We start from the raw sequence: 16,941 nt of genomic DNA on the forward strand, positions 1-16,941 counted from the left end.
CCTGCCGCGTCTCGCGGTGCTTACGGCCTGCGTGCCGAGGTCACGCGGTACACGTCGTACACGCCCTCCACTCCCCTGACCGCCTTCAGGACGTGTCCGAGGTGCTTCGGGTCGCCCATCTCGAAGGTGAAGCGGGAGGTGGCCACCCGGTCGCGGGAGGTCTGGACGGCCGCGGAGAGGATGTTGACGTGCTGGTCGGACAGGACCCGGGTGACGTCCGAGAGCAGCCGGGACCGGTCCAGGGCCTCGACCTGGATGGCGACCAGGAAGACCGAGGACTGGGTGGGCGCCCACTCCACTTCGAGGATCCGCTCGGGCTGCTGCGACAACGAGTCGACGTTCACGCAGTCGGCGCGGTGCACGGAGACCCCGCTGCCGCGCGTCACGAAGCCGATGATCGGATCGCCGGGCACCGGCGTGCAGCAGCGGGCCAGCTTGACCCACACGTCGTCCGTGCCCTTGACGACGACGCCCGGGTCGGCGTTGGCGCGGCGCTTGCTGCGGCTCTGCGAGGGCGGTGAGCTCTCCGCGATGTCCTCGTTGGCCGCGTCCTCGCCGCCGAGCGACTGCACGAGCTTCTGCACGACGGACTGCGCGGTGACGTGGCTCTCGCCGATCGCCGCGTAGAGGGAGGAGATGTCCGGGTAGCGCATCTCGTGCGCGAGGGTGACCAGCGAGTCGCCGGTCAGGATGCGCTGGATCGGCAGGTTCTGCTTGCGCATGGCGCGCGCGATGGCGTCCTTGCCCTGCTCGATGGCCTCGTCCCGGCGCTCCTTGGAGAACCACGCCCGGATCTTGTTGCGGGCGCGCGGCGACTTGACGAAGCCCAGCCAGTCCCGCGAGGGGCCCGCCCCGTCGGCCTTGGAGGTGAAGACCTCGACCAGGTCGCCGTTGTCCAGGGTCGATTCGAGCGGGACCAGCCGCCCGTTGACCCGCGCCCCTATCGTCCGGTGCCCGACCTCGGTGTGCACCGCGTACGAGAAGTCGACGGGGGTGGCGCCCGCCGGGAGCGCGATGACGTCGCCCTTGGGCGTGAAGACGAAGACCTCGTTGCGGGACAGGTCGAAGCGCAGGGACTCCAGGAACTCGCTGGGGTCCTCGGTCTCCTTCTGCCAGTCCAGCAACTGCCGCAGCCACGCCATGTCGTTGACGGCGTCGTCCTTGTGCCGGGGCACGTCGGTGCGGACCTTGGAGGCCCCGGCGACGGCCTCCTGCTTGTACTTCCAGTGCGCGGCGATGCCGTACTCGGCGCGGCGGTGCATGTCGAAGGTGCGGATCTGGAGCTCGACCGGCTTGCCGTTGGGCCCGATGACCGTCGTGTGCAACGACTGGTACATGTTGAACTTGGGCATCGCGATGTAGTCCTTGAAGCGCCCCGGAACCGGGTTCCAGCGCGCGTGCACGGTGCCCAGGGCCGCGTAGCAGTCCCGCACCGTGTCGACCAGTACGCGGATGCCCACCAGGTCGTAGATCTCGGCGAAGTCCCGGCCCCGCACGATCATCTTCTGGTAGACGCTGTAGTAGTGCTTGGGCCGCCCGGTGACGGTCGCCTTGATGCGCGCGGCCCGCAGGTCGGACTGCACCTCGTCGGTCACTATGGCGAGGTACTCGTCGCGCTTGGGGGCGCGCTCGGCGACCAGGCGCACGATCTCGTCGTACATCTTGGGGTAGAGGATCGCGAAGGCGAGGTCCTCCAGCTCCCACTTGATGGTGTTCATGCCCAGCCGGTGGGCGAGCGGCGCGTAGATCTCCAGGGTCTCGCGCGCCTTCTTCTCCTGCTTCTCGCGCTTGAGGTAGCGCATGGTGCGCATGTTGTGCAGGCGGTCGGCGAGCTTGATGACCAGGACACGGGGGTCCTTGGCCATGGCGACGACCATCTTGCGCACGGTCTCGGCCTGCGCGGCCTCCCCGAACTTGACCTTGTCCAGCTTGGTGACGCCGTCGACCAGCAGCGCCACCTGGTCGCCGAAGTCGCGGCGCAGGGTGTCCAGGCCGTACTCGGTGTCCTCGACGGTGTCGTGCAGCAGCCCGGCCATCAGGGTCGCCGGGTCCATGCCCAGCTCGGCGAGGATCGTCGTCACGGCGAGCGGGTGCGTGATGTACGGATCGCCGCTCTTGCGCTTCTGGCCGCGGTGCCAGCGCTCGGCGACCTGGTAGGCGCGCTCGATGGTGCGCAGCGTCGCCGTCTCGATCTTGGGGTCGTTGCTGCGCACTATCCGCAGCAGCGGCTCCAGGACCGGGTTGTACGGGGACTGGCGCTGGACGCCGAGGCGGGCCAGGCGGGCGCGTACGCGGTTGGAGGAGCCTCCGGTGCGGGCCGTGGGGCCGGCGGGGGCCGCGGGGCGCACGGCCGGGGCCGGTGCGGGGGCGGGGCCGTCGGCGCTCCCGGGGGCGACGGGCGGCTGGGGCCTGTCGGCCGGCGGCGTCGGGGGCGTGGCGCCCGCCGCGGCCTCGTCCGGCTGCGGGGTGGCGACTGGCTGGGCCTCGTCAGGCAAGGGCGCTCCTCGTACGGGCCTGGGCTCCGGGGCTCCCCCGGGTGGGGCGGCCCGGTTCGGGTTCTCTCCCGGTCGGGTCCGGAAGGCCCATGGTATCGACCCTCGGGCCCCCGTTCCTCCTGGGCGGGGAGTCGAACAGCGGGCAGGACGGGCAGGGCGGTACGGAGAAAGGCGGGCCCCCGGTCGAGGGGGGCCCGCCTCATCGCGTGCGGGGTGTGCTCAGATCGCGATCAGGGCGTCCAGCGGCGCCCCGTGCAGCTCGGGCTCCAGCCGGGCACGGCCGCCCAGGAAGCCGATCTCCATCAGGACGGCGACACCGGCCACCTCGGCCCCGGCCCGCCGGATCAGCTCCAGCGCGGCCCCGGCGGTGCCGCCGGTGGCCAGCACGTCGTCGATGACCATGACGCGGTCGCCGGCCGCCAGGTCCTCGGCGTGCACCTCTATCTCGGCGCTGCCGTACTCCAGCTCGTACGTCTGCGAGAGCGTCGCGCCGGGCAGCTTGCCGGCCTTGCGGACCGGGACGAAGCCCAGTCCCGCGCGGACGGCGACCGGGGCGGCCAGGATGAAGCCGCGCGCCTCCAGGCCGACGATCTTCGTGGCGCCGTGCCGCGCGCACAGTTCCGCGAGGGCTTCGGTGAGGGCCGAGAAGGCCTCCGGGTCGGCGAGCAGCGGCGTGATGTCCTTGAAGACGACGCCGGGCTTCGGGTAGTCCCGTACGTCCCGGATGCGGCTGAGCAGCAGCTCGCGGGTGGTGTCGAGGTCCGTCATCGGCGCTTCCCCGAGGCGGGGCGGCCACGGCCGGGCCGGGGGGCGACCACGGGCGCGGCCCCGGCCGGGACGGCGTCCTGCGTCTCGTCGTCCGCGGTCCCGTTCTTGGCCTCGGAGGCCCGCTTGGCGAGGATGCGCTTCTTCAGGGCCTTCATCTGCGGGTCGCGCTCCTTCAGGTCGGCGACCAGCGGAGTGGCGATGAAGATGGAGGAGTACGCACCGGCCGCGAGGCCGACGAACAGCGACAGCGAGATGTCGTTGAGCATGCCCGCGCCCAGCACGCCGCCGCCGATGAACAGCAGGCCGGCGACCGGCAGCAGCGCGACGACCGTGGTGTTGATGGAGCGCACCAGGGTGCCGTTGAGGCTGCGGTTGGCGATCTCGCTGTAGGTGAAGCGGGACTGCTTGGTGATGTCCTTCGCGCCCTCCTTGAGACCGTCGAAGACGACGACGGTGTCGTAGAGGGAGTAACCGAGGATGGTCAGCAGACCGATCACGGTGCCCGGGGTGACCTCGAAGCCCACCAGGGCGTAGATGCCCACGGTGATCGTGAGGTCGTGGACCAGGGCGATGAGGGCGGCGACGGCCATCCGCCACTCGAAGGCGATGGCCAGGTAGATCACCACCAGGATCATGAAGACCCCGAGGCCGGTCCATGCCTTGTTGGCGATCTGCTCACCCCAACTGGGGCCGACCAGCTCGGTGTTGATCTTCTCGCTGGGGACGCCGAGGTCCTGCGCGAGCTTCTCGGTGACCGGGGCCGCGGTCTTGGTGTCGAGGCCGCCGACCTGGATGCGCAGGGTGTCGTTGCCGAGCTTCTGCACGATGGCGTCGTGGCCGGACGCCTTCTCGGCGTCCTCCTTCGCCCGCTCGACGGAGACCGAGGTGGGGGGCGTGGTGAAGAGCGCGCCGCCCTGGAACTCGATGCCCATGTTGAGGCCCTTGATGGCGAGCCCCGCGATGGCGACGATGGTGATCAGTACGGAGATCCCGTACCAGATCATCCGCTTCCCGACGAAGTCGTAACCGACCTCGCCGCGGTACAGCCGGGCGCCGATGCTGCCGAGTCGCGACATCTCACGCCTCCTTCGGTTCGGTGGGAACGACGGGACGGCGCGTGCGGCGCAGCGGGGGCTGTACGCCGAGCCGCTTCGGGTCGAGACCGGACCACTTGTGGCCGTTGCCGAAGAACTGCGTCTTGGCGGCGAGCAGCGTCATCAGCGGCTTGGTGAAGAGGAACACCACGACGACGTCGAGCAGGGTGGTCAGGCCCAGCGTGAACGCGAAGCCCTGCACCTTGCCGACGGTGACGATGTAGAGCACCACGGCGGACAGCAGCGACACGAAGTCGGACACCAGGATGGTGCGCCGGGCGCGCGGCCAGGCCCGCTCGACGGCGGGGCGCAGGGTGCGGCCGTCGCGGATCTCGTCCCGGATGCGTTCGAAGTACACGATGAACGAGTCGGCGGTGATGCCGATGGCGACGATGGCGCCGCAGACGGCGGGCAGGTTCAGCGCGAAGCCGATGGCCGGGCCGAGCAGGGCCATGATCGTGTAGGTCAGGATGCCGGAGACCAGGAGGCTGAGGAGCGCGACGAAGGACAGGCCGCGGTAGTACAGCACCAGGTAGACGACGACGAGGGCCAGACCGATGGCGCCGGCGATGAGGCCGGCCTCCAGCTGGTCGCTGCCGAGCGCCGGGGTGACCGTGGTGACGGTCTCTTCCTTGAAGGTCAGCGGCAGGGAGCCGTAGGAGAGGATGTTGCCGAGCTCCTGCGCGGACTCCTGGGTGAAGCTGCCGGTGATCTCGGCGTTGCCGCTGAGGACCGTGGAGACCGAGGGCGCCGAGACGACGTTGCCGTCCAGGACGATGCCGAACCGGTTCATCGGGTCCTGCTGCTTCATCAGCTTGCCGGTGGTCTTGGCGAACTTGTCGGAGCCACCCTTGGTGAACTCCATGTCGACCTTCCACAGCGCGCGCTGGGTGTCGAAGGTGCCGGCCGCCTTCTTGACGTCGGTGCCCTCCAGCTCGGCCGGGCCCAGGAGGTACTTCTCCCAGCTCTTGCCGTCCCAGACCTTGCCGGTGATGGCCTTGCCGCAGCCGATCGTCGCCTCGTTCGGCTTGAAGCCGTCGCCGGCCTTCTCACGCTGGTCGGGCTTGGTGCAGTCGAGGGCGGCGAACGCCTTCTCCAGCTTCGCGGTGGCCGGGTCCGGCGCGGGCGGGGTCTTCTGGGGGTCCGGGCTCTTGGTCGCGCCGCCGGTCGGGGTGGGAGTCGGCGTCGGGGCCTTCAGCGCGTCGGTGACGGCACGGCCCTGCGCGGTCTTGGTCGGGTCGGGGGTCGGCGTGGCGGTCTTGCCGTCCTTGCCGTCCTTGTCCGTGCCCTTGTCCTTGGGGTCCTTCGCCTGGTCCGGCTTGCCCGTGGACGTCGGGTCCGGCTTGGGCGTCTTCCCCGGGTCGGGCAGCGGCGTGCCGTTGGTGACCGCCAGCACGGGCCGGAAGTAGAGCTTGGCGGTGGTGCCGACCTGCTCGCGGGCCTGCTTGGAGTTCGTGCCCTTGGGGATGTTGACGATGATGTTGTCCGTGCCCTGGGTCTGCACCTCGGACTCGGAGACACCCATGCCGTTCACGCGCCGCTCCATGATGGCGACGGCGGTGTCCATGTTCGTCTTGTTGATCGCGTTGGGCTGGCCCGGCTCGTTCTGCGCCTTGAGCGTGATGCTCGTACCGCCGGCAAGGTCGATGCCCAGGCGGGGGGTGGTGTGCCCGGACGCGAACATCCCGCCCACGAGGGCGAGGATGACGATCGTCATCAGAGCCAGGGCGCGCCCCGGCCTGCCCGGGGCCCCCGAGGCCTTGCGGCCCTTCTTCGGTGCTGCCACCTTCTCGTTTCTCCCTGTCCAACCGCACGCGCCGGGATGTGCGTCGATGCGGCCACGAAGTGTTGTGGGGGCCTGCCCCCGCAGAGGTATGCACGATCCGCGGACCGCGACGCGCCCGGTGGGGTACGCCGCTGTCCGCGGAGGTGGCTACTTCGCGTCGCCCTCGCCGTCGGTCTTCTTGCTCTTCGGCTCGGCGTCGGCGGCCGGCGTGGCCTCCTCGGCGGACTCGGGCTTCTTGCCGAGGTCGATGCGCGCCACGTCGGCGTCGTCGTCGGCACCGGTCAGCGACGAGGCGTCGTCCGGAACGACGGGCGCGTCGGACGTGAGGTCGGCCGCGGCCTGCTCGCCGTGCACGATGCGGTTGTACTCGTCGTCCGCGAGGACGGCGCCGATGGCGTTCTTCGCGTAGACGGCGTGGACGCCCGGGGCGACCTCAAGAAGGACCGTGTCGTCGTGAACCTCCTTGACCGTGGCGTACATGCCGCCGATGGTGCGCACGCCGGTGCCGGGCTGCATTTCGTTGCGCATCTGCGCAGCGGCCTGCTGCTTCTTCTTGGCGGACCGCGTCATCAGGAACATGGCCCCGATGAGCACGATGAAGGGGAGGAAGGTCATGAGACTCACGGGACGGAACTTCCTTCGCACGACCGCGTCGAGAGCGGCCTGTATATACGGGGGTGGGCATGCCGACGGGAAGGTCGGCATCGGCGGAGTCTAAGCGAGTCCGCGTACCCGGAACAACGTCCAGCATCGCACCGGGGTTCCTGGGGGTGCGAGCTTCCGCGCCGTCACGCCCCGAAGAGACCCGGTTGTCCGCCTTTCCCGCCGGCCTGCTGCGGCGGCACCAGTCCCAGGTGTGCCCAGGCGGCGGGCGTGGCCACCCGTCCGCGCGGTGTTCTGGCCAGCAGACCCTCCCGTACGAGGAACGGCTCGGCCACCTCCTCGACGGTCTCGCGCTCCTCCCCCACGGCGACGGCCAGGGTGGACAGGCCGACGGGGCCGCCGCCGAAGAGCTTGAGGAGTGCGCCGAGGACGGCGCGGTCGAGCCGGTCCAGGCCGCGCGGGTCCACTTCGTACACCTTCAGGGCGGCGTTCGCGATGTCCTTGCCGATGATCCCGCCGTCGGTCTTGACCTGCGCGTAGTCGCGGACCCGGCGCAGCAGGCGGTTGGCGATGCGGGGGGTGCCGCGGGAACGGCCGGCGATCTCGGCGGCCCCGTCGGCGGCGATCTCGACGTCGAGCAGGCGGGCCGAGCGGTGGATGACGCGCTCCAGCTCGGCGGGCTCGTAGAACTCCATGTGCCCGGTGAAGCCGAAGCGGTCGCGCAGCGGCGGCGGCAGCAGCCCGGCCCTGGTGGTCGCGCCGACCAGGGTGAAGGGCGGCAGTTCCAGGGGGATGGCGGTGGCGCCGGGGCCCTTGCCGACGATGACGTCGACCCGGAAGTCCTCCATCGCCATGTAGAGCATCTCCTCCGCCGGGCGGGACATCCGGTGGATCTCGTCGAGGAAGAGGACCTCGCCCTCCTGGAGGGAGGAGAGGATCGCGGCGAGGTCGCCCGCGTGCTGGATGGCGGGCCCGCTGGTGATGCGGATCGGGGCGCCCATCTCGGCGGCGATGATCATCGAGAGGGTGGTCTTGCCGAGGCCGGGGGCGCCGGAGAGCAGGACGTGGTCGGCGGTGGCGCCGCGGGCGCGGGCCGCGCGCAGCACCAGGTCGAGCTGCTCGCGCACCTTCTCCTGGCCGACGAACTCCTCCAGGTCCTTGGGCCGCAGCGCGGCCTCGACCGCCTGGTCCTCGCCGTCGGCCGCGGAGTCGACCAGCCTCGGGTCGGCGGCGGTGTCGGGTCCGGTCTCGTCCCAGTTCATGTGCGGATCGCTCTCGGGTCGGGTGCGGTACGGAGGGGACCGTGCGGGTCAGCGGGCGCGGTTGAGGGTCTGCAGGGCGGCCCGCAGCAGCTGCGGCACGGGCGGCTGGGCGCCCTCGGCGAGGGCGGCCTCGGCCTGCGGGGTGACGGCGGCGACCGCTTCCTCGGCCTCCCGGGAGGCGTAGCCCAGGCCGATGAGGGCGGCGCTGAGCTGCTCGGTCCAGGGGGCGGGGCCCGGGGCGACGCGCTGGGCGCCGAGGTGCCCGCCGGTGCCGAGCGGTTCGCCGAGCCGGTCCTTCAGCTCCAGCAGGAGCTTCTGCGCGCCCTTCTTCCCGATGCCGGGGACGGCGGTGAGCGCCTTCTCGTCGCCGGTGGTCACGGCGAGGCGCAGCGCGTCGGGGCGGTGCACGGCGAGCATGGCCTGGGCGAGGCGGGGGCCGACGCCGCTGGCGGTCTGGAGGAGCTCGAAGACCTGGCGTTCGTCGTCGTCGGCGAAGCCGTAGAGGGTGAGGGAGTCCTCGCGCACGACGAGGGAGGTGGCGAGCTTGGCGTCCTGTCCGACGCGCAGGGTGGACAGGGTGTCGGGGGTGCACTGGACGGCCATGCCGACGCCGCCGACCTCGATCACCGCGGTGGTGGGGGCGAGGGCGGCCACCGGGCCACTGACGAAGGCGATCATGAGGTGCGGCCTTTCCTGACGGCGCTTGGGGTACGGGCGGGAGCGGTGCGGGTCCGGTGCGCGGCCATGGCCTGCTGGAGCCGGTTCTGCGCGGGGGCCCGCCAGATGTGGCAGATGGCGAGGGCGAGGGCGTCGGCCGCGTCGGCGGGCTTCGGGGGCGCGTCGAGCCGCAGCAGCCGGGTCACCATGGCTCCGACCTGCGCCTTGTCGGCCCGGCCGCTGCCGCTGACGGCGGCCTTGACCTCGCTGGGGGTGTGCAGGGCGACGGGGATGCCGCGCCGGGAGGCGCACAGCATGGCCACGGCGCTCGCCTGGGCGGTGCCCATGACCGTACTGACGTTGTGCTGGCTGAAGACGCGTTCCACGGCGAGGACTTCGGGGCGGTAGTCGTCGAGCCACTGCTCGATGCCCTGCTCGATGGCGACCAGCCGCAGCCCCAGTTCGGCCTCGGGGGGCGTGCGCACGACGCCCACTCCGCACATGGTCAGCGGACGGCCGGCGACGCCTTCGACGACACCGACACCGCACCGGGTCAGCCCCGGGTCCACGCCCAGTACGCGCACAACGCCCCCTCCTTCGCTCACCTGTTTGTGCAGGCTATCGGCTCGCACTGACAATCAGGCCCGGCAACGCGACGGGCCGACGGGAAGCTCTCCCGTCGGCCCGTCGTCGTACCGGCAACTGGCGGCTACTCGCCGTCGATCGCCGCCATGACCTTGTCGCTGACGTCGAAGTTGGCGAAAACGTTCTGCACGTCGTCGCTGTCCTCCAGCGCGTCGATCAGCTTGAAGATCTTGCGCGCGCCCTCCTCCTCCAGCTCGACCTGCATGGTCGGGACGAAGGTGGCGTCGGCGGAGTCGTAGTCGACGCCCGCCTCCTGGAGCGCGGTGCGGACCGCGACCAGGTCGGTGGCCTCGCTGAGCACCTCGAAGGTGTCGCCGAGGTCGTTGACCTCCTCGGCGCCGGCGTCCAGGACCGCGCCCAGCACGTCGTCCTCGGTGAGCTCGCCCTTGGGGACGATGACGACGCCCTTGCGGTGGAAGAGGTACGACACGGAGCCCGGGTCGGCCATGGAGCCGCCGTTGCGGGTCATGGCGACACGCACGTCGGACGCGGCGCGGTTGCGGTTGTCGGTGAGGCACTCGATGAGCACCGCGACACCGTTCGGGCCGTAGCCCTCGTACATGATCGTCTCGTAGTCGGCGCCACCGGCTTCGAGGCCGGCGCCGCGCTTGACGGCGGAGTCGATGTTCTTGTTGGGAACCGAGCTCTTCTTGGCCTTCTGGATGGCGTCGAAAAGGGTCGGGTTGCCCGCCGGGTCGGCGCCGCCGGTGCGCGCCGCGACCTCGATGTTCTTGATCATCTTCGCGAAGAGCTTGCCGCGCTTGGCGTCAATCACGGCCTTCTTGTGCTTCGTCGTAGCCCATTTAGAGTGGCCGGACATCTGCCTGTCTCCTTCGCGTAACCAATTCTGCTGCGTTCGGCAGAGATCCTACCGGGATCCCCGCCGATGACCGCGCTCAGGCGGCAGCGCGCACCATCTCGACGAACATCGCGTGCATCCGGTGGTCGCCGGTGAGCTCCGGGTGGAAGGACGTCGCGAGCGCGTTGTCCTGCCGTACGGCCACGATGTGGTCGCCGTGCTCGGCGAGCACCTCGACCTGCGCGCCGACCGACTCCACCCACGGCGCGCGGATGAAGACGCCCTCGACCGGGCCGCCTTCGACGCCGGTGACGTCGACGGTGGTCTCGAAGGACTCGTTCTGCCGGCCGAAGGCGTTGCGGCGCACGATCATGTCGATGCCGCCGAGCGTCTCCTGGCCCGACCTCGGGTCGAGGATCTTGTCCGCGAGCAGGATCATCCCCGCGCAGGTGCCGTACACGGGCATCCCGGCGGCGATGCGCTCCCGCAGCGGCTCCAGGAGTCCGAAGAGGGACGCCAGTTTGGAGATGGTGGTGGACTCGCCGCCCGGGATCACCAGCCCGTCGACCTCGGCCAGTTCCTCGGGGCGCCGGACCTCCCGGGCCGTGGCGTCGGCCACGGCCAGGGCGATCAGGTGCTCCCGTACGTCGCCCTGGAGAGCCAGGACGCCGACAACGGGGTTGCTGGTCATGGCTGTTACCAGCCCCGGTTGGCGTAGCGCTCGGACTCGGGGAGGGTGTCGCAGTTGATGCCGACCATGGCCTCGCCGAGGTTGCGGGAGGCGTCCGCGATGATCTTCGGGTCGTCGAAGAAGGTGGTGGCGCGGACGATGGCGGCGGCACGCTTGGCCGGGTCGCCGGACTTGAAGATGCCGGAGCCGACGAAGACGCCCTCGGCGCCGAGCTGGCGCATCAGCGCGGCGTCGGCGGGGGTGGCCACACCGCCGGCGGAGAACAGCACCACGGGGAGCTTGCCGAGCTCGGCGACCTCCTTGACCAGCTCGTACGGGGCGCGGAGCTCCTTGGCGGCGGCGAACAGCTCGTTGTTGTCGAAGCCGCGCAGCTTGGCGATCTCGTTCTTGATCTGGCGCAGGTGGCGGACGGCCTCGACGACGTTGCCGGTGCCCGCCTCGCCCTTGGAGCGGATCATGGCCGCGCCCTCGGCGATGCGGCGCAGGGCCTCGCCGAGGTTGGTGGCGCCGCACACGAAGGGGGTCGTGAAGGCCCACTTGTCGGAGTGGTTGACCTCGTCGGCCGGGGTGAGGACCTCGGACTCGTCGATGTAGTCGACGCCGAGCGACTGGAGGACCTGGGCCTCGACGAAGTGGCCGATCCGCGACTTCGCCATGACCGGGATGGACACGGCCTCGATGATCTCTTCGATCATGTTCGGGTCGGACATGCGGGCCACGCCGCCGTCCTTGCGGATGTCGGCCGGGACCCGCTCCAGCGCCATGACGGCGACGGCGCCCGCGTCCTCGGCGATCTTCGCCTGCTCGGCGTTGACGACGTCCATGATCACGCCGCCCTTGAGCTGCTCGGCCATGCCGCGCTTGACGCGGTCGGTGCCGGTGGCCGGGGACTGGGGGGTGGGGGTGCTGGACATGTTCGACCTCGCTCGATGACGAAAGACAGACGCTTCTGCGGTGCGGGCGGGCCGTCGGGTGCCGCACGCTGCCCGCACAGCCGAAGGAAACGCCCTGCAACCAGTCCACTGCAAGGGCCAATGGGGAGGCGGTGGATCGTTTTCGCCGTACGGAGTGGATTCGGCGCTACGTTCCGGGGCGGTCGGCCAGGGCCACCGGGGCCTCGTCGTCCATTTCGAAGGCCAGGGGGAACGGGGCGTGCCCGGCCAGCCGGAACCACCGCACCGTCCGGTGCCGCCGCAGCGCGCGGGCCGCTCGTACGGAGTCGTTGTGGAACCGCCTGGCCATCGGCACCCGGCGCACGGCGGCCGCCAGCTCCCCGGCGGCCTCCTCCCCGCCCGGGGCCAGCTTCAGCGCCTCCACCTGCTCGGTCTCCCCGAACACGGCCCGCAGCGCCTGGCTGAGCTCGCTCTCGGCGACCTCCCGGTGCTCCTCCTCGGCCTGCCGGGCGTCGTGCGCGGCCTGGTACAGGACGATCGACGAGGCGGGGTCGAGCACCCCGGAGGTGGCCAGCTCCTGCGCCACGGAGGCCCGCCGCAGGAGCTGGGCGTCGAGGGCGGCGCGGGAGGCGTCGATACGGGCGTGCAGGCGGTCCAGCCGCCCGGCGGTCCAACTGAGGTAGAGGCCGATCGCGAACAGGGCGACGACGATCCAGATGAGGGTGGTCACGGCCCGCAAGGCTACCGGCGAACGGCCCGGAGGCCGGACGCGCGACTCCCGGAAGGACCCGGGCCCCCTGCCCGGTCCGGCCGGGGCCGGACCGCACCCGGTACCGGACGCGTCCGGCCCCGCACCCCCTTGGAACCCCTCCCCCCTTCCGCGAGACTGCGGTTCCGCCGCGTCGCACGGGCGCGGCACGCACGAGGACTTCCGGAGGGAACCGCCCAATGGACCGACGGACCCTGCTGACGACGGGCGCGGCCGCGGTGGCGTCGAGCGCCCTGCCCGCCGCCACCGCCCGCGCCGTCCCCCCTGCCGCCGCTGCGGCCGCCGCTGCCGACACCCCCGCACACCGCGTCGCCCGCGCCCTGGGCGCCGACCCCGCCCGCGCCTCCCACGGCGACGGCTGGACGCACCTCCGCCTCACCCTCCCCGGCTCCCCCGTCCCCCTCGGCGTCGACGTCCTCGCGGACACCCGCCGGCCCCCGCGGGGCATCGCCCACCTCCTCCCCGGCGGCGGCCTCAACTTCGCCGCGAACTTCTTCACCCCCCGCGCCCGCAACCTCGCCCACCACCTCCGCGCCCAGGACCTCCTGGTCGTCGGCATCAGCCCCCGCGAGGACCTCGCGCAGCCGGCCGACCTCACGGCCTCCTGGGGCCAGGCAGCGCACAAGGCCGACGCGGCCGCGGTGATCGCCGCCGTCGACGGCGCCCTGCGCCTGCCGTACCGGCTCGTCGGCCACTCGGCGGGCGCCGCCCTCGCCCTGGACCTGGCCTCGACGGACGGTTCGGCGCGGCTGCGCAGGGTGGTGGCGATCGACACGACGGGCCCGTACACCGGGGAGCGGCAGGCCCGCGCGGCACGGACGCGGGACGTGATCCAGGCCCGGATCGACGCGGGGGTCCTGTACGGGGACACCGGGTTGCAGGGGCTGGTCTCGCGCGCCCTGACCGATCCGGACGGCGCCTCGTCCGTCCCCCGGCCGCCGGACCCGGCCACCCGCTTCACCAACGCCGCCCTCGCCCACTTCGCGCTGACGCGCACCAGTTCGCTGCCCGGCGACACCGACTGGATCTACCGGCAGGGTCACAGCGCGGGCGCCTTCGCCTTCGGCGCGACGCCGCTCGACGACCGCTTCTCCCTCACCCACACCCCGCTCACCACCTGGGGCGCGGCCACGCAGGCCCTCGGCAGCGGCCTGGTCCCCCACGCGCTGCTGCGCGACCTCGCGGCGATCTGGGCGGGGGACACCACGACGTACCCCTTCGACTGGTCCGGCATCCGCACGGAGGTCGTCTGGGTGAACGCGGCCCTGGGCCGCGGCGACGAGCCGCACGGCGCGGAGCTGATCCGCGCCGGGGGCAACCGGCGGGTGACCTTCCGGGTCGTCCCCGGCCACGGACACGCGGACCCCGTGTGGAGCGGGACCGCAGACCGGGACGTGTGGCCCCACCTCACGCCGTGAACCGCCGCGGGGCAGGGGAGGCGCAGCCCCTGCCCCGCCGCCCGCCTAGTCCCGGGCCATGCGGGCGCGGGCGCGGGCCCGCAGGCCGCCCCGTTCCGCCGCGTCGTCCGCCGCCACCGCGTTCGCGCCGTCCGTGACCGTCTCGTACACGGACAGGATGTCCGCCGCCACCGTCGACCAGTCGAAGCGCCGCACGTGCGCCGCCCCCCGCTCGCTCAGCCCGGCCCGCCGCGAGGCGTCCCCCAGCAGCCGCACCGCCGCGTCCGCGAGCGCGTCCGCGTCCTCGTTGGCGAACAGGTCGCCGGCCGTCCCCTGGTCGAGGACCTGCGCGAACGCGTCCAGGTCGCTGGCCAGCACCGGCGCCCCGGCCGACATCGCCTCGACCAGGATGATCCCGAAGCTCTCGCCGCCGGTGTTGGGCGCGACGTACACGTCGACACTGCGCAGCAGCCGCGCCTTGTCCTCGTCGCTGACCATGCCGAGGAACTCCACCCGCGAGCGCATCTCCTCGGGCAGCGAGGCCACCGCCTCCTTCTCGTCCCCGCGCCCCGCGACCAGCAGCCGGGTGCCGGGCCGCTCCGCGAGGATCCGGGGCAGCGCCCGCATCAGCACCGGCAGCCCCTTGCGCGGCTCGTCGATCCGCCCGATGAAGCCGAGCGTCCCGCCCTGCCACTCCGCCTTGGGCTCCGCCTCGGCGAAGAAGTCGACGTCGACCCCGTTGGGGATGGTGACCGCGTCGCCCCCCAGGTGCTCCACCAGCGTCCGCCGCGCGTACTCGCTCACCGCGATCCGCGCGCTGATCTTCTCCAGCGCGGGCTGGAGGATCGGGTACGCGGCGAGCATGACCCGCGAGCGCGCCGTCGACGTGTGGAAGGTCGCCACGATCGGCCCCTGCGCCGCCCAGCAGGTCAGCAGCCCCAGCGACGGCGCGGCCGGCTCGTGGATGTGCACCACGTCGAAGGCCCCGTCGTGCAGCCACTTGCGCACCCGCGCCGCCGACAGGAACCCGAAACTCAGCCGCGCCACCGATCCGTTGTACGGAACCGGAACCGCCCGCCCCGCCGAGACCACGTACGGCGGCAGCGGGGTGTCGTCATCCGCCGGGGCCAGCACGGAGATCTCGTGCCCCAGCCCGATCAGATGCTCGGCGAGGTCCCGGATGTGGAACTGGACGCCGCCCGGCACGTCCCACGAGTACGGGCAGACGATCCCGACCTTCACTCCTGGCCCTCCCGCCCGGTCTCCCGGGGCTCCAGATCCGCGGTCCACAGCCGCTGCAGCATGTGCCAGTCCTCCGGGTGCTCGGCGATCCCGGTGGCGAAGGCGTCGGCCAGCGCCTGGGTCATCGCGGACGTCTTCTCGCTCCGCGTACCCGTCTCGGGCACGTCGACCGGCGGGTGCACCCGCCCCCGCATCGTCTTCGGCCCGTCGTACCAGAGCGTCGCCGGCAGCAGCAGCGCCCCCGTCTGCTGCGCGAGTATCGCGGGCCCGGCCGGCATCTTCGCGGTCTCGCCGAAGTACTTGACCTCGACGCCCGAGGCGGAGAGGTCCCGGTCGGCGACCAGGCAGACCAGACCCCCGCCGCGCAGCCTGCGGGCCAGCCTCCCGAAGGCGGAGCCGCCGGTGTGCGGGACGACCTCCATGCCCAGGCTCTCGCGGTACGCCACGAACCTGTCGTACAGCGACTCCGGTTTCAGCCGCTCGGCCACCGTCGTGAACGGCTGGCCGAGATGACTGGTCACCCAGACCCCGGCCAGGTCCCAGTTCCCCATGTGCGGCAGCGCGAGCACCACGCCCCGGCCGCTCTCCAGGGCGTCGGTGATGCGGTGCGCGTCCTCGATGCGCACCTGGGCGGCGATCCGCTCCGGCGTCCAGGAGGGCAGCCGGAAGGACTCCATCCAGTAGCGCATGTACGAGCGCATGCCCGCCCGGGACAGCGCCCGCAGCCGGGCCGCGCTCGCGTCGGGGACGACCCGGGCCAGGTTGGACTCCAGGCGCAGCACGCTCTTGCCGCGGCGCTTCCAGGCCTGGTCGGCGATGGTGCGGCCGAGCCGCACGGCGACCGGCTCGGGGAGCTTCTTCACGCCGGCCCAGCCGAGCCCGTACAACCCGTCGACCAGCCGGTCCTTGGGCGTCACGCGTTCCGGGGCGCTCACGAGGCCGCCCCGTTGCCCGTCGCCGCGTCCGCCTCGGCGGACTCCCGGCGCACCGTCACCACCCGCTGCCCCAGCGTCACCAGGGAGCCCACGGCGACGACCCACAGCGCGATCGGCAGCAGGACGTCCACGCCGGGCAGCCCGAACGCGTGCAGCCCCGCCACACCGGCGGCGACCAGCGTGATGACCAGCCGTTCCGCCCGCTCGACGAGCCCGTTGACGGCGACCGGAAGGCCGATCGCCTCGCCGCGGGCCTTCGTGTACGACACGACCTGGCCGCTCGCCAGGCAGAAGATGGCCACCGCGCACAGCACGTTGTCGTCGCCGCCGCCCGCGTACCAGAGGGCGAGCCCGCCGAAGATGCCGGCGTCGGCCACCCGGTCCAGCGTGGAGTCGAGGAACGCGCCCCACCGGCTGGACACCCCGGCCTGCCGGGCCATGTTGCCGTCGACGAGGTCGGAGAAGACGAAGAGGGTGATGACGATGGTGCCCCAGAAGAACTCCCCGCGGGGGAAGAAGACCAGCGCACCCGCCATCACCCCGGCAGTGCCGACGAGGGTGACCGCATCCGGACTGACTCCGCGGCGGAGCAGAAATGCGGCGAACGGTGTGAGGACACGCGTGAAGAATGCACGCGCGTACTTGTTCAGCATGGCCTTCCCGAGGGGTCGGATCGCCGAGCGGCCCCTATGGCCACCGGCTGGCCCATCGTAGCCACGACCGCCCGGCCGCACCGCCGGGCACCCGCCGACCGCCGTGTCCCTACGACAGATGGCCGCACCCCCGGCTCCCCGGGCGGCGGCCGACGCGCACCGGACCGGGGTATGGACGCCCGGTGACCCGAGTGGAAAGCTCGAATGACCGCGGGCGTCACCGGTGCCGCCACGCCACTGCGGCCGCCCCCT

General features: G+C 72.0%; 16 protein-coding genes. 1 reads left to right on the forward strand and 15 read right to left on the reverse strand.

Features of this window, described 5'->3' with window-relative positions; translation table 11 throughout:
* Nucleotides 1-20: 20 nt before the first annotated feature.
* From ACIP93_RS20085 to ACIP93_RS20140, 12 genes are all read right to left on the reverse strand, one after another.
* Nucleotides 21-2,495, reverse strand: a complete 2,475-nt coding sequence (locus tag ACIP93_RS20085) for a bifunctional (p)ppGpp synthetase/guanosine-3',5'-bis(diphosphate) 3'-pyrophosphohydrolase (RefSeq protein ID WP_345224917.1) — start codon at nucleotides 2,493-2,495, stop codon at nucleotides 21-23.
* A gap of 219 nt (nucleotides 2,496-2,714) precedes the next feature.
* On the reverse strand, nucleotides 2,715-3,263 hold the full coding sequence (locus ACIP93_RS20090) for an adenine phosphoribosyltransferase (protein ID WP_345224915.1): 549 nt from the start codon (nucleotides 3,261-3,263) through the stop codon (nucleotides 2,715-2,717).
* Nucleotides 3,260-4,339: a protein translocase subunit SecF gene (gene secF, locus ACIP93_RS20095; RefSeq protein ID WP_401760719.1), complete on the reverse strand. Its 1,080-nt coding sequence runs from the start codon at nucleotides 4,337-4,339 to the stop codon at nucleotides 3,260-3,262. Before secF ends, ACIP93_RS20090 begins: the two co-directional genes overlap by 4 nt.
* Before the next feature lies 1 nt (nucleotide 4,340).
* A complete protein-coding gene (secD, locus tag ACIP93_RS20100; RefSeq protein ID WP_401760721.1) occupies nucleotides 4,341-6,143 on the reverse strand; it encodes a protein translocase subunit SecD in 1,803 nt (600 codons plus the stop codon).
* A gap of 147 nt (nucleotides 6,144-6,290) precedes the next feature.
* Nucleotides 6,291-6,767, reverse strand: a complete 477-nt coding sequence (gene yajC / locus ACIP93_RS20105) for a preprotein translocase subunit YajC (protein ID WP_345224909.1) — start codon at nucleotides 6,765-6,767, stop codon at nucleotides 6,291-6,293.
* Nucleotides 6,768-6,931: 164 nt separating this feature from the next.
* The gene (gene ruvB / locus ACIP93_RS20110; protein WP_345224906.1) at nucleotides 6,932-8,008 is read right to left on the reverse strand and encodes a Holliday junction branch migration DNA helicase RuvB; all 1,077 of its coding nucleotides are present in this window, start codon (nucleotides 8,006-8,008) and stop codon (nucleotides 6,932-6,934) included.
* 48 nt (nucleotides 8,009-8,056) lie between these two features.
* Nucleotides 8,057-8,686, reverse strand: coding sequence for a Holliday junction branch migration protein RuvA (gene ruvA, locus ACIP93_RS20115; RefSeq protein WP_345224904.1), 630 nt, complete (start codon nucleotides 8,684-8,686; stop codon nucleotides 8,057-8,059).
* Nucleotides 8,683-9,249, reverse strand: coding sequence for a crossover junction endodeoxyribonuclease RuvC (gene ruvC / locus ACIP93_RS20120; protein ID WP_401760723.1), 567 nt, complete (start codon nucleotides 9,247-9,249; stop codon nucleotides 8,683-8,685). Before ruvC ends, ruvA begins: the two co-directional genes overlap by 4 nt.
* Before the next feature lie 125 nt (nucleotides 9,250-9,374).
* A complete protein-coding gene (locus ACIP93_RS20125; protein WP_345224900.1) occupies nucleotides 9,375-10,130 on the reverse strand; it encodes a YebC/PmpR family DNA-binding transcriptional regulator in 756 nt (251 codons plus the stop codon).
* A 76-nt stretch (nucleotides 10,131-10,206) separates the two neighbouring features.
* On the reverse strand, nucleotides 10,207-10,800 hold the full coding sequence (gene pdxT / locus ACIP93_RS20130) for a pyridoxal 5'-phosphate synthase glutaminase subunit PdxT (protein ID WP_345224898.1): 594 nt from the start codon (nucleotides 10,798-10,800) through the stop codon (nucleotides 10,207-10,209).
* A 5-nt stretch (nucleotides 10,801-10,805) separates the two neighbouring features.
* Complete coding sequence (gene pdxS / locus ACIP93_RS20135) at nucleotides 10,806-11,714, reverse strand: pyridoxal 5'-phosphate synthase lyase subunit PdxS (protein ID WP_189827381.1); 909 nt, start codon at nucleotides 11,712-11,714, stop codon at nucleotides 10,806-10,808.
* Nucleotides 11,715-11,880: 166 nt separating this feature from the next.
* The gene (locus ACIP93_RS20140; RefSeq protein ID WP_380837874.1) at nucleotides 11,881-12,423 is read right to left on the reverse strand and encodes a hypothetical protein; all 543 of its coding nucleotides are present in this window, start codon (nucleotides 12,421-12,423) and stop codon (nucleotides 11,881-11,883) included.
* Nucleotides 12,424-12,641: 218 nt separating this feature from the next.
* Between ACIP93_RS20140 and ACIP93_RS20145 the strand changes: the two genes are divergently transcribed.
* Nucleotides 12,642-13,880, forward strand: a complete 1,239-nt coding sequence (locus ACIP93_RS20145; protein ID WP_401760726.1) for a thioesterase domain-containing protein — start codon at nucleotides 12,642-12,644, stop codon at nucleotides 13,878-13,880.
* Nucleotides 13,881-13,925: 45 nt separating this feature from the next.
* Here ACIP93_RS20145 and ACIP93_RS20150 read toward each other — a convergent pair whose 3' ends face one another.
* From ACIP93_RS20150 to pgsA, 3 genes are read right to left on the reverse strand one after another with little or no spacing between them, the layout of a single operon-like run.
* On the reverse strand, nucleotides 13,926-15,101 hold the full coding sequence (locus ACIP93_RS20150; RefSeq protein WP_401760728.1) for a glycosyltransferase family 4 protein: 1,176 nt from the start codon (nucleotides 15,099-15,101) through the stop codon (nucleotides 13,926-13,928).
* Entirely contained in the window at nucleotides 15,098-16,036 is a 939-nt protein-coding gene (locus ACIP93_RS20155; protein WP_345224890.1) for a phosphatidylinositol mannoside acyltransferase, read from the reverse strand. Before ACIP93_RS20155 ends, ACIP93_RS20150 begins: the two co-directional genes overlap by 4 nt.
* Nucleotides 16,033-16,689 (reverse strand): phosphatidylinositol phosphate synthase, encoded by a 657-nt coding sequence (gene pgsA / locus ACIP93_RS20160; protein WP_345224887.1) that lies wholly within the window; start codon nucleotides 16,687-16,689, stop codon nucleotides 16,033-16,035. The genes ACIP93_RS20155 and pgsA overlap by 4 nt, the downstream gene beginning before the upstream one ends.
* Nucleotides 16,690-16,941: the final 252 nt, after the last annotated feature.

The organism is Streptomyces sp. NPDC088745, assembly GCF_044751045.1.
GTDB lineage: Bacteria > Actinomycetota > Actinomycetes > Streptomycetales > Streptomycetaceae > Streptomyces > Streptomyces cremeus.

What these genes read in the sequence shown, in the direction of transcription:
- ACIP93_RS20090 (WP_345224915.1), bottom strand. Translation starts at nt 3,263, where the DNA reads ATGACGGACCTCGACACCACCCGCGAGCTGCTGCTCAGCCGCATCCGG.
- secF (WP_401760719.1), bottom strand. Translation starts at nt 4,339, where the DNA reads ATGTCGCGACTCGGCAGCATCGGCGCCCGGCTGTACCGCGGCGAGGTC.
- ruvB (WP_345224906.1), bottom strand. Translation starts at nt 8,008, where the DNA reads ATGAACTGGGACGAGACCGGACCCGACACCGCCGCCGACCCGAGGCTG.
- ruvA (WP_345224904.1), bottom strand. Translation starts at nt 8,686, where the DNA reads ATGATCGCCTTCGTCAGTGGCCCGGTGGCCGCCCTCGCCCCCACCACC.
- ACIP93_RS20125 (WP_345224900.1), bottom strand. Translation starts at nt 10,130, where the DNA reads ATGTCCGGCCACTCTAAATGGGCTACGACGAAGCACAAGAAGGCCGTG.
- pdxT (WP_345224898.1), bottom strand. Translation starts at nt 10,800, where the DNA reads ATGACCAGCAACCCCGTTGTCGGCGTCCTGGCTCTCCAGGGCGACGTA.
- pdxS (WP_189827381.1), bottom strand. Translation starts at nt 11,714, where the DNA reads ATGTCCAGCACCCCCACCCCCCAGTCCCCGGCCACCGGCACCGACCGC.
- ACIP93_RS20145 (WP_401760726.1), top strand. Translation starts at nt 12,642, where the DNA reads ATGGACCGACGGACCCTGCTGACGACGGGCGCGGCCGCGGTGGCGTCG.
- pgsA (WP_345224887.1), bottom strand. Translation starts at nt 16,689, where the DNA reads ATGCTGAACAAGTACGCGCGTGCATTCTTCACGCGTGTCCTCACACCG.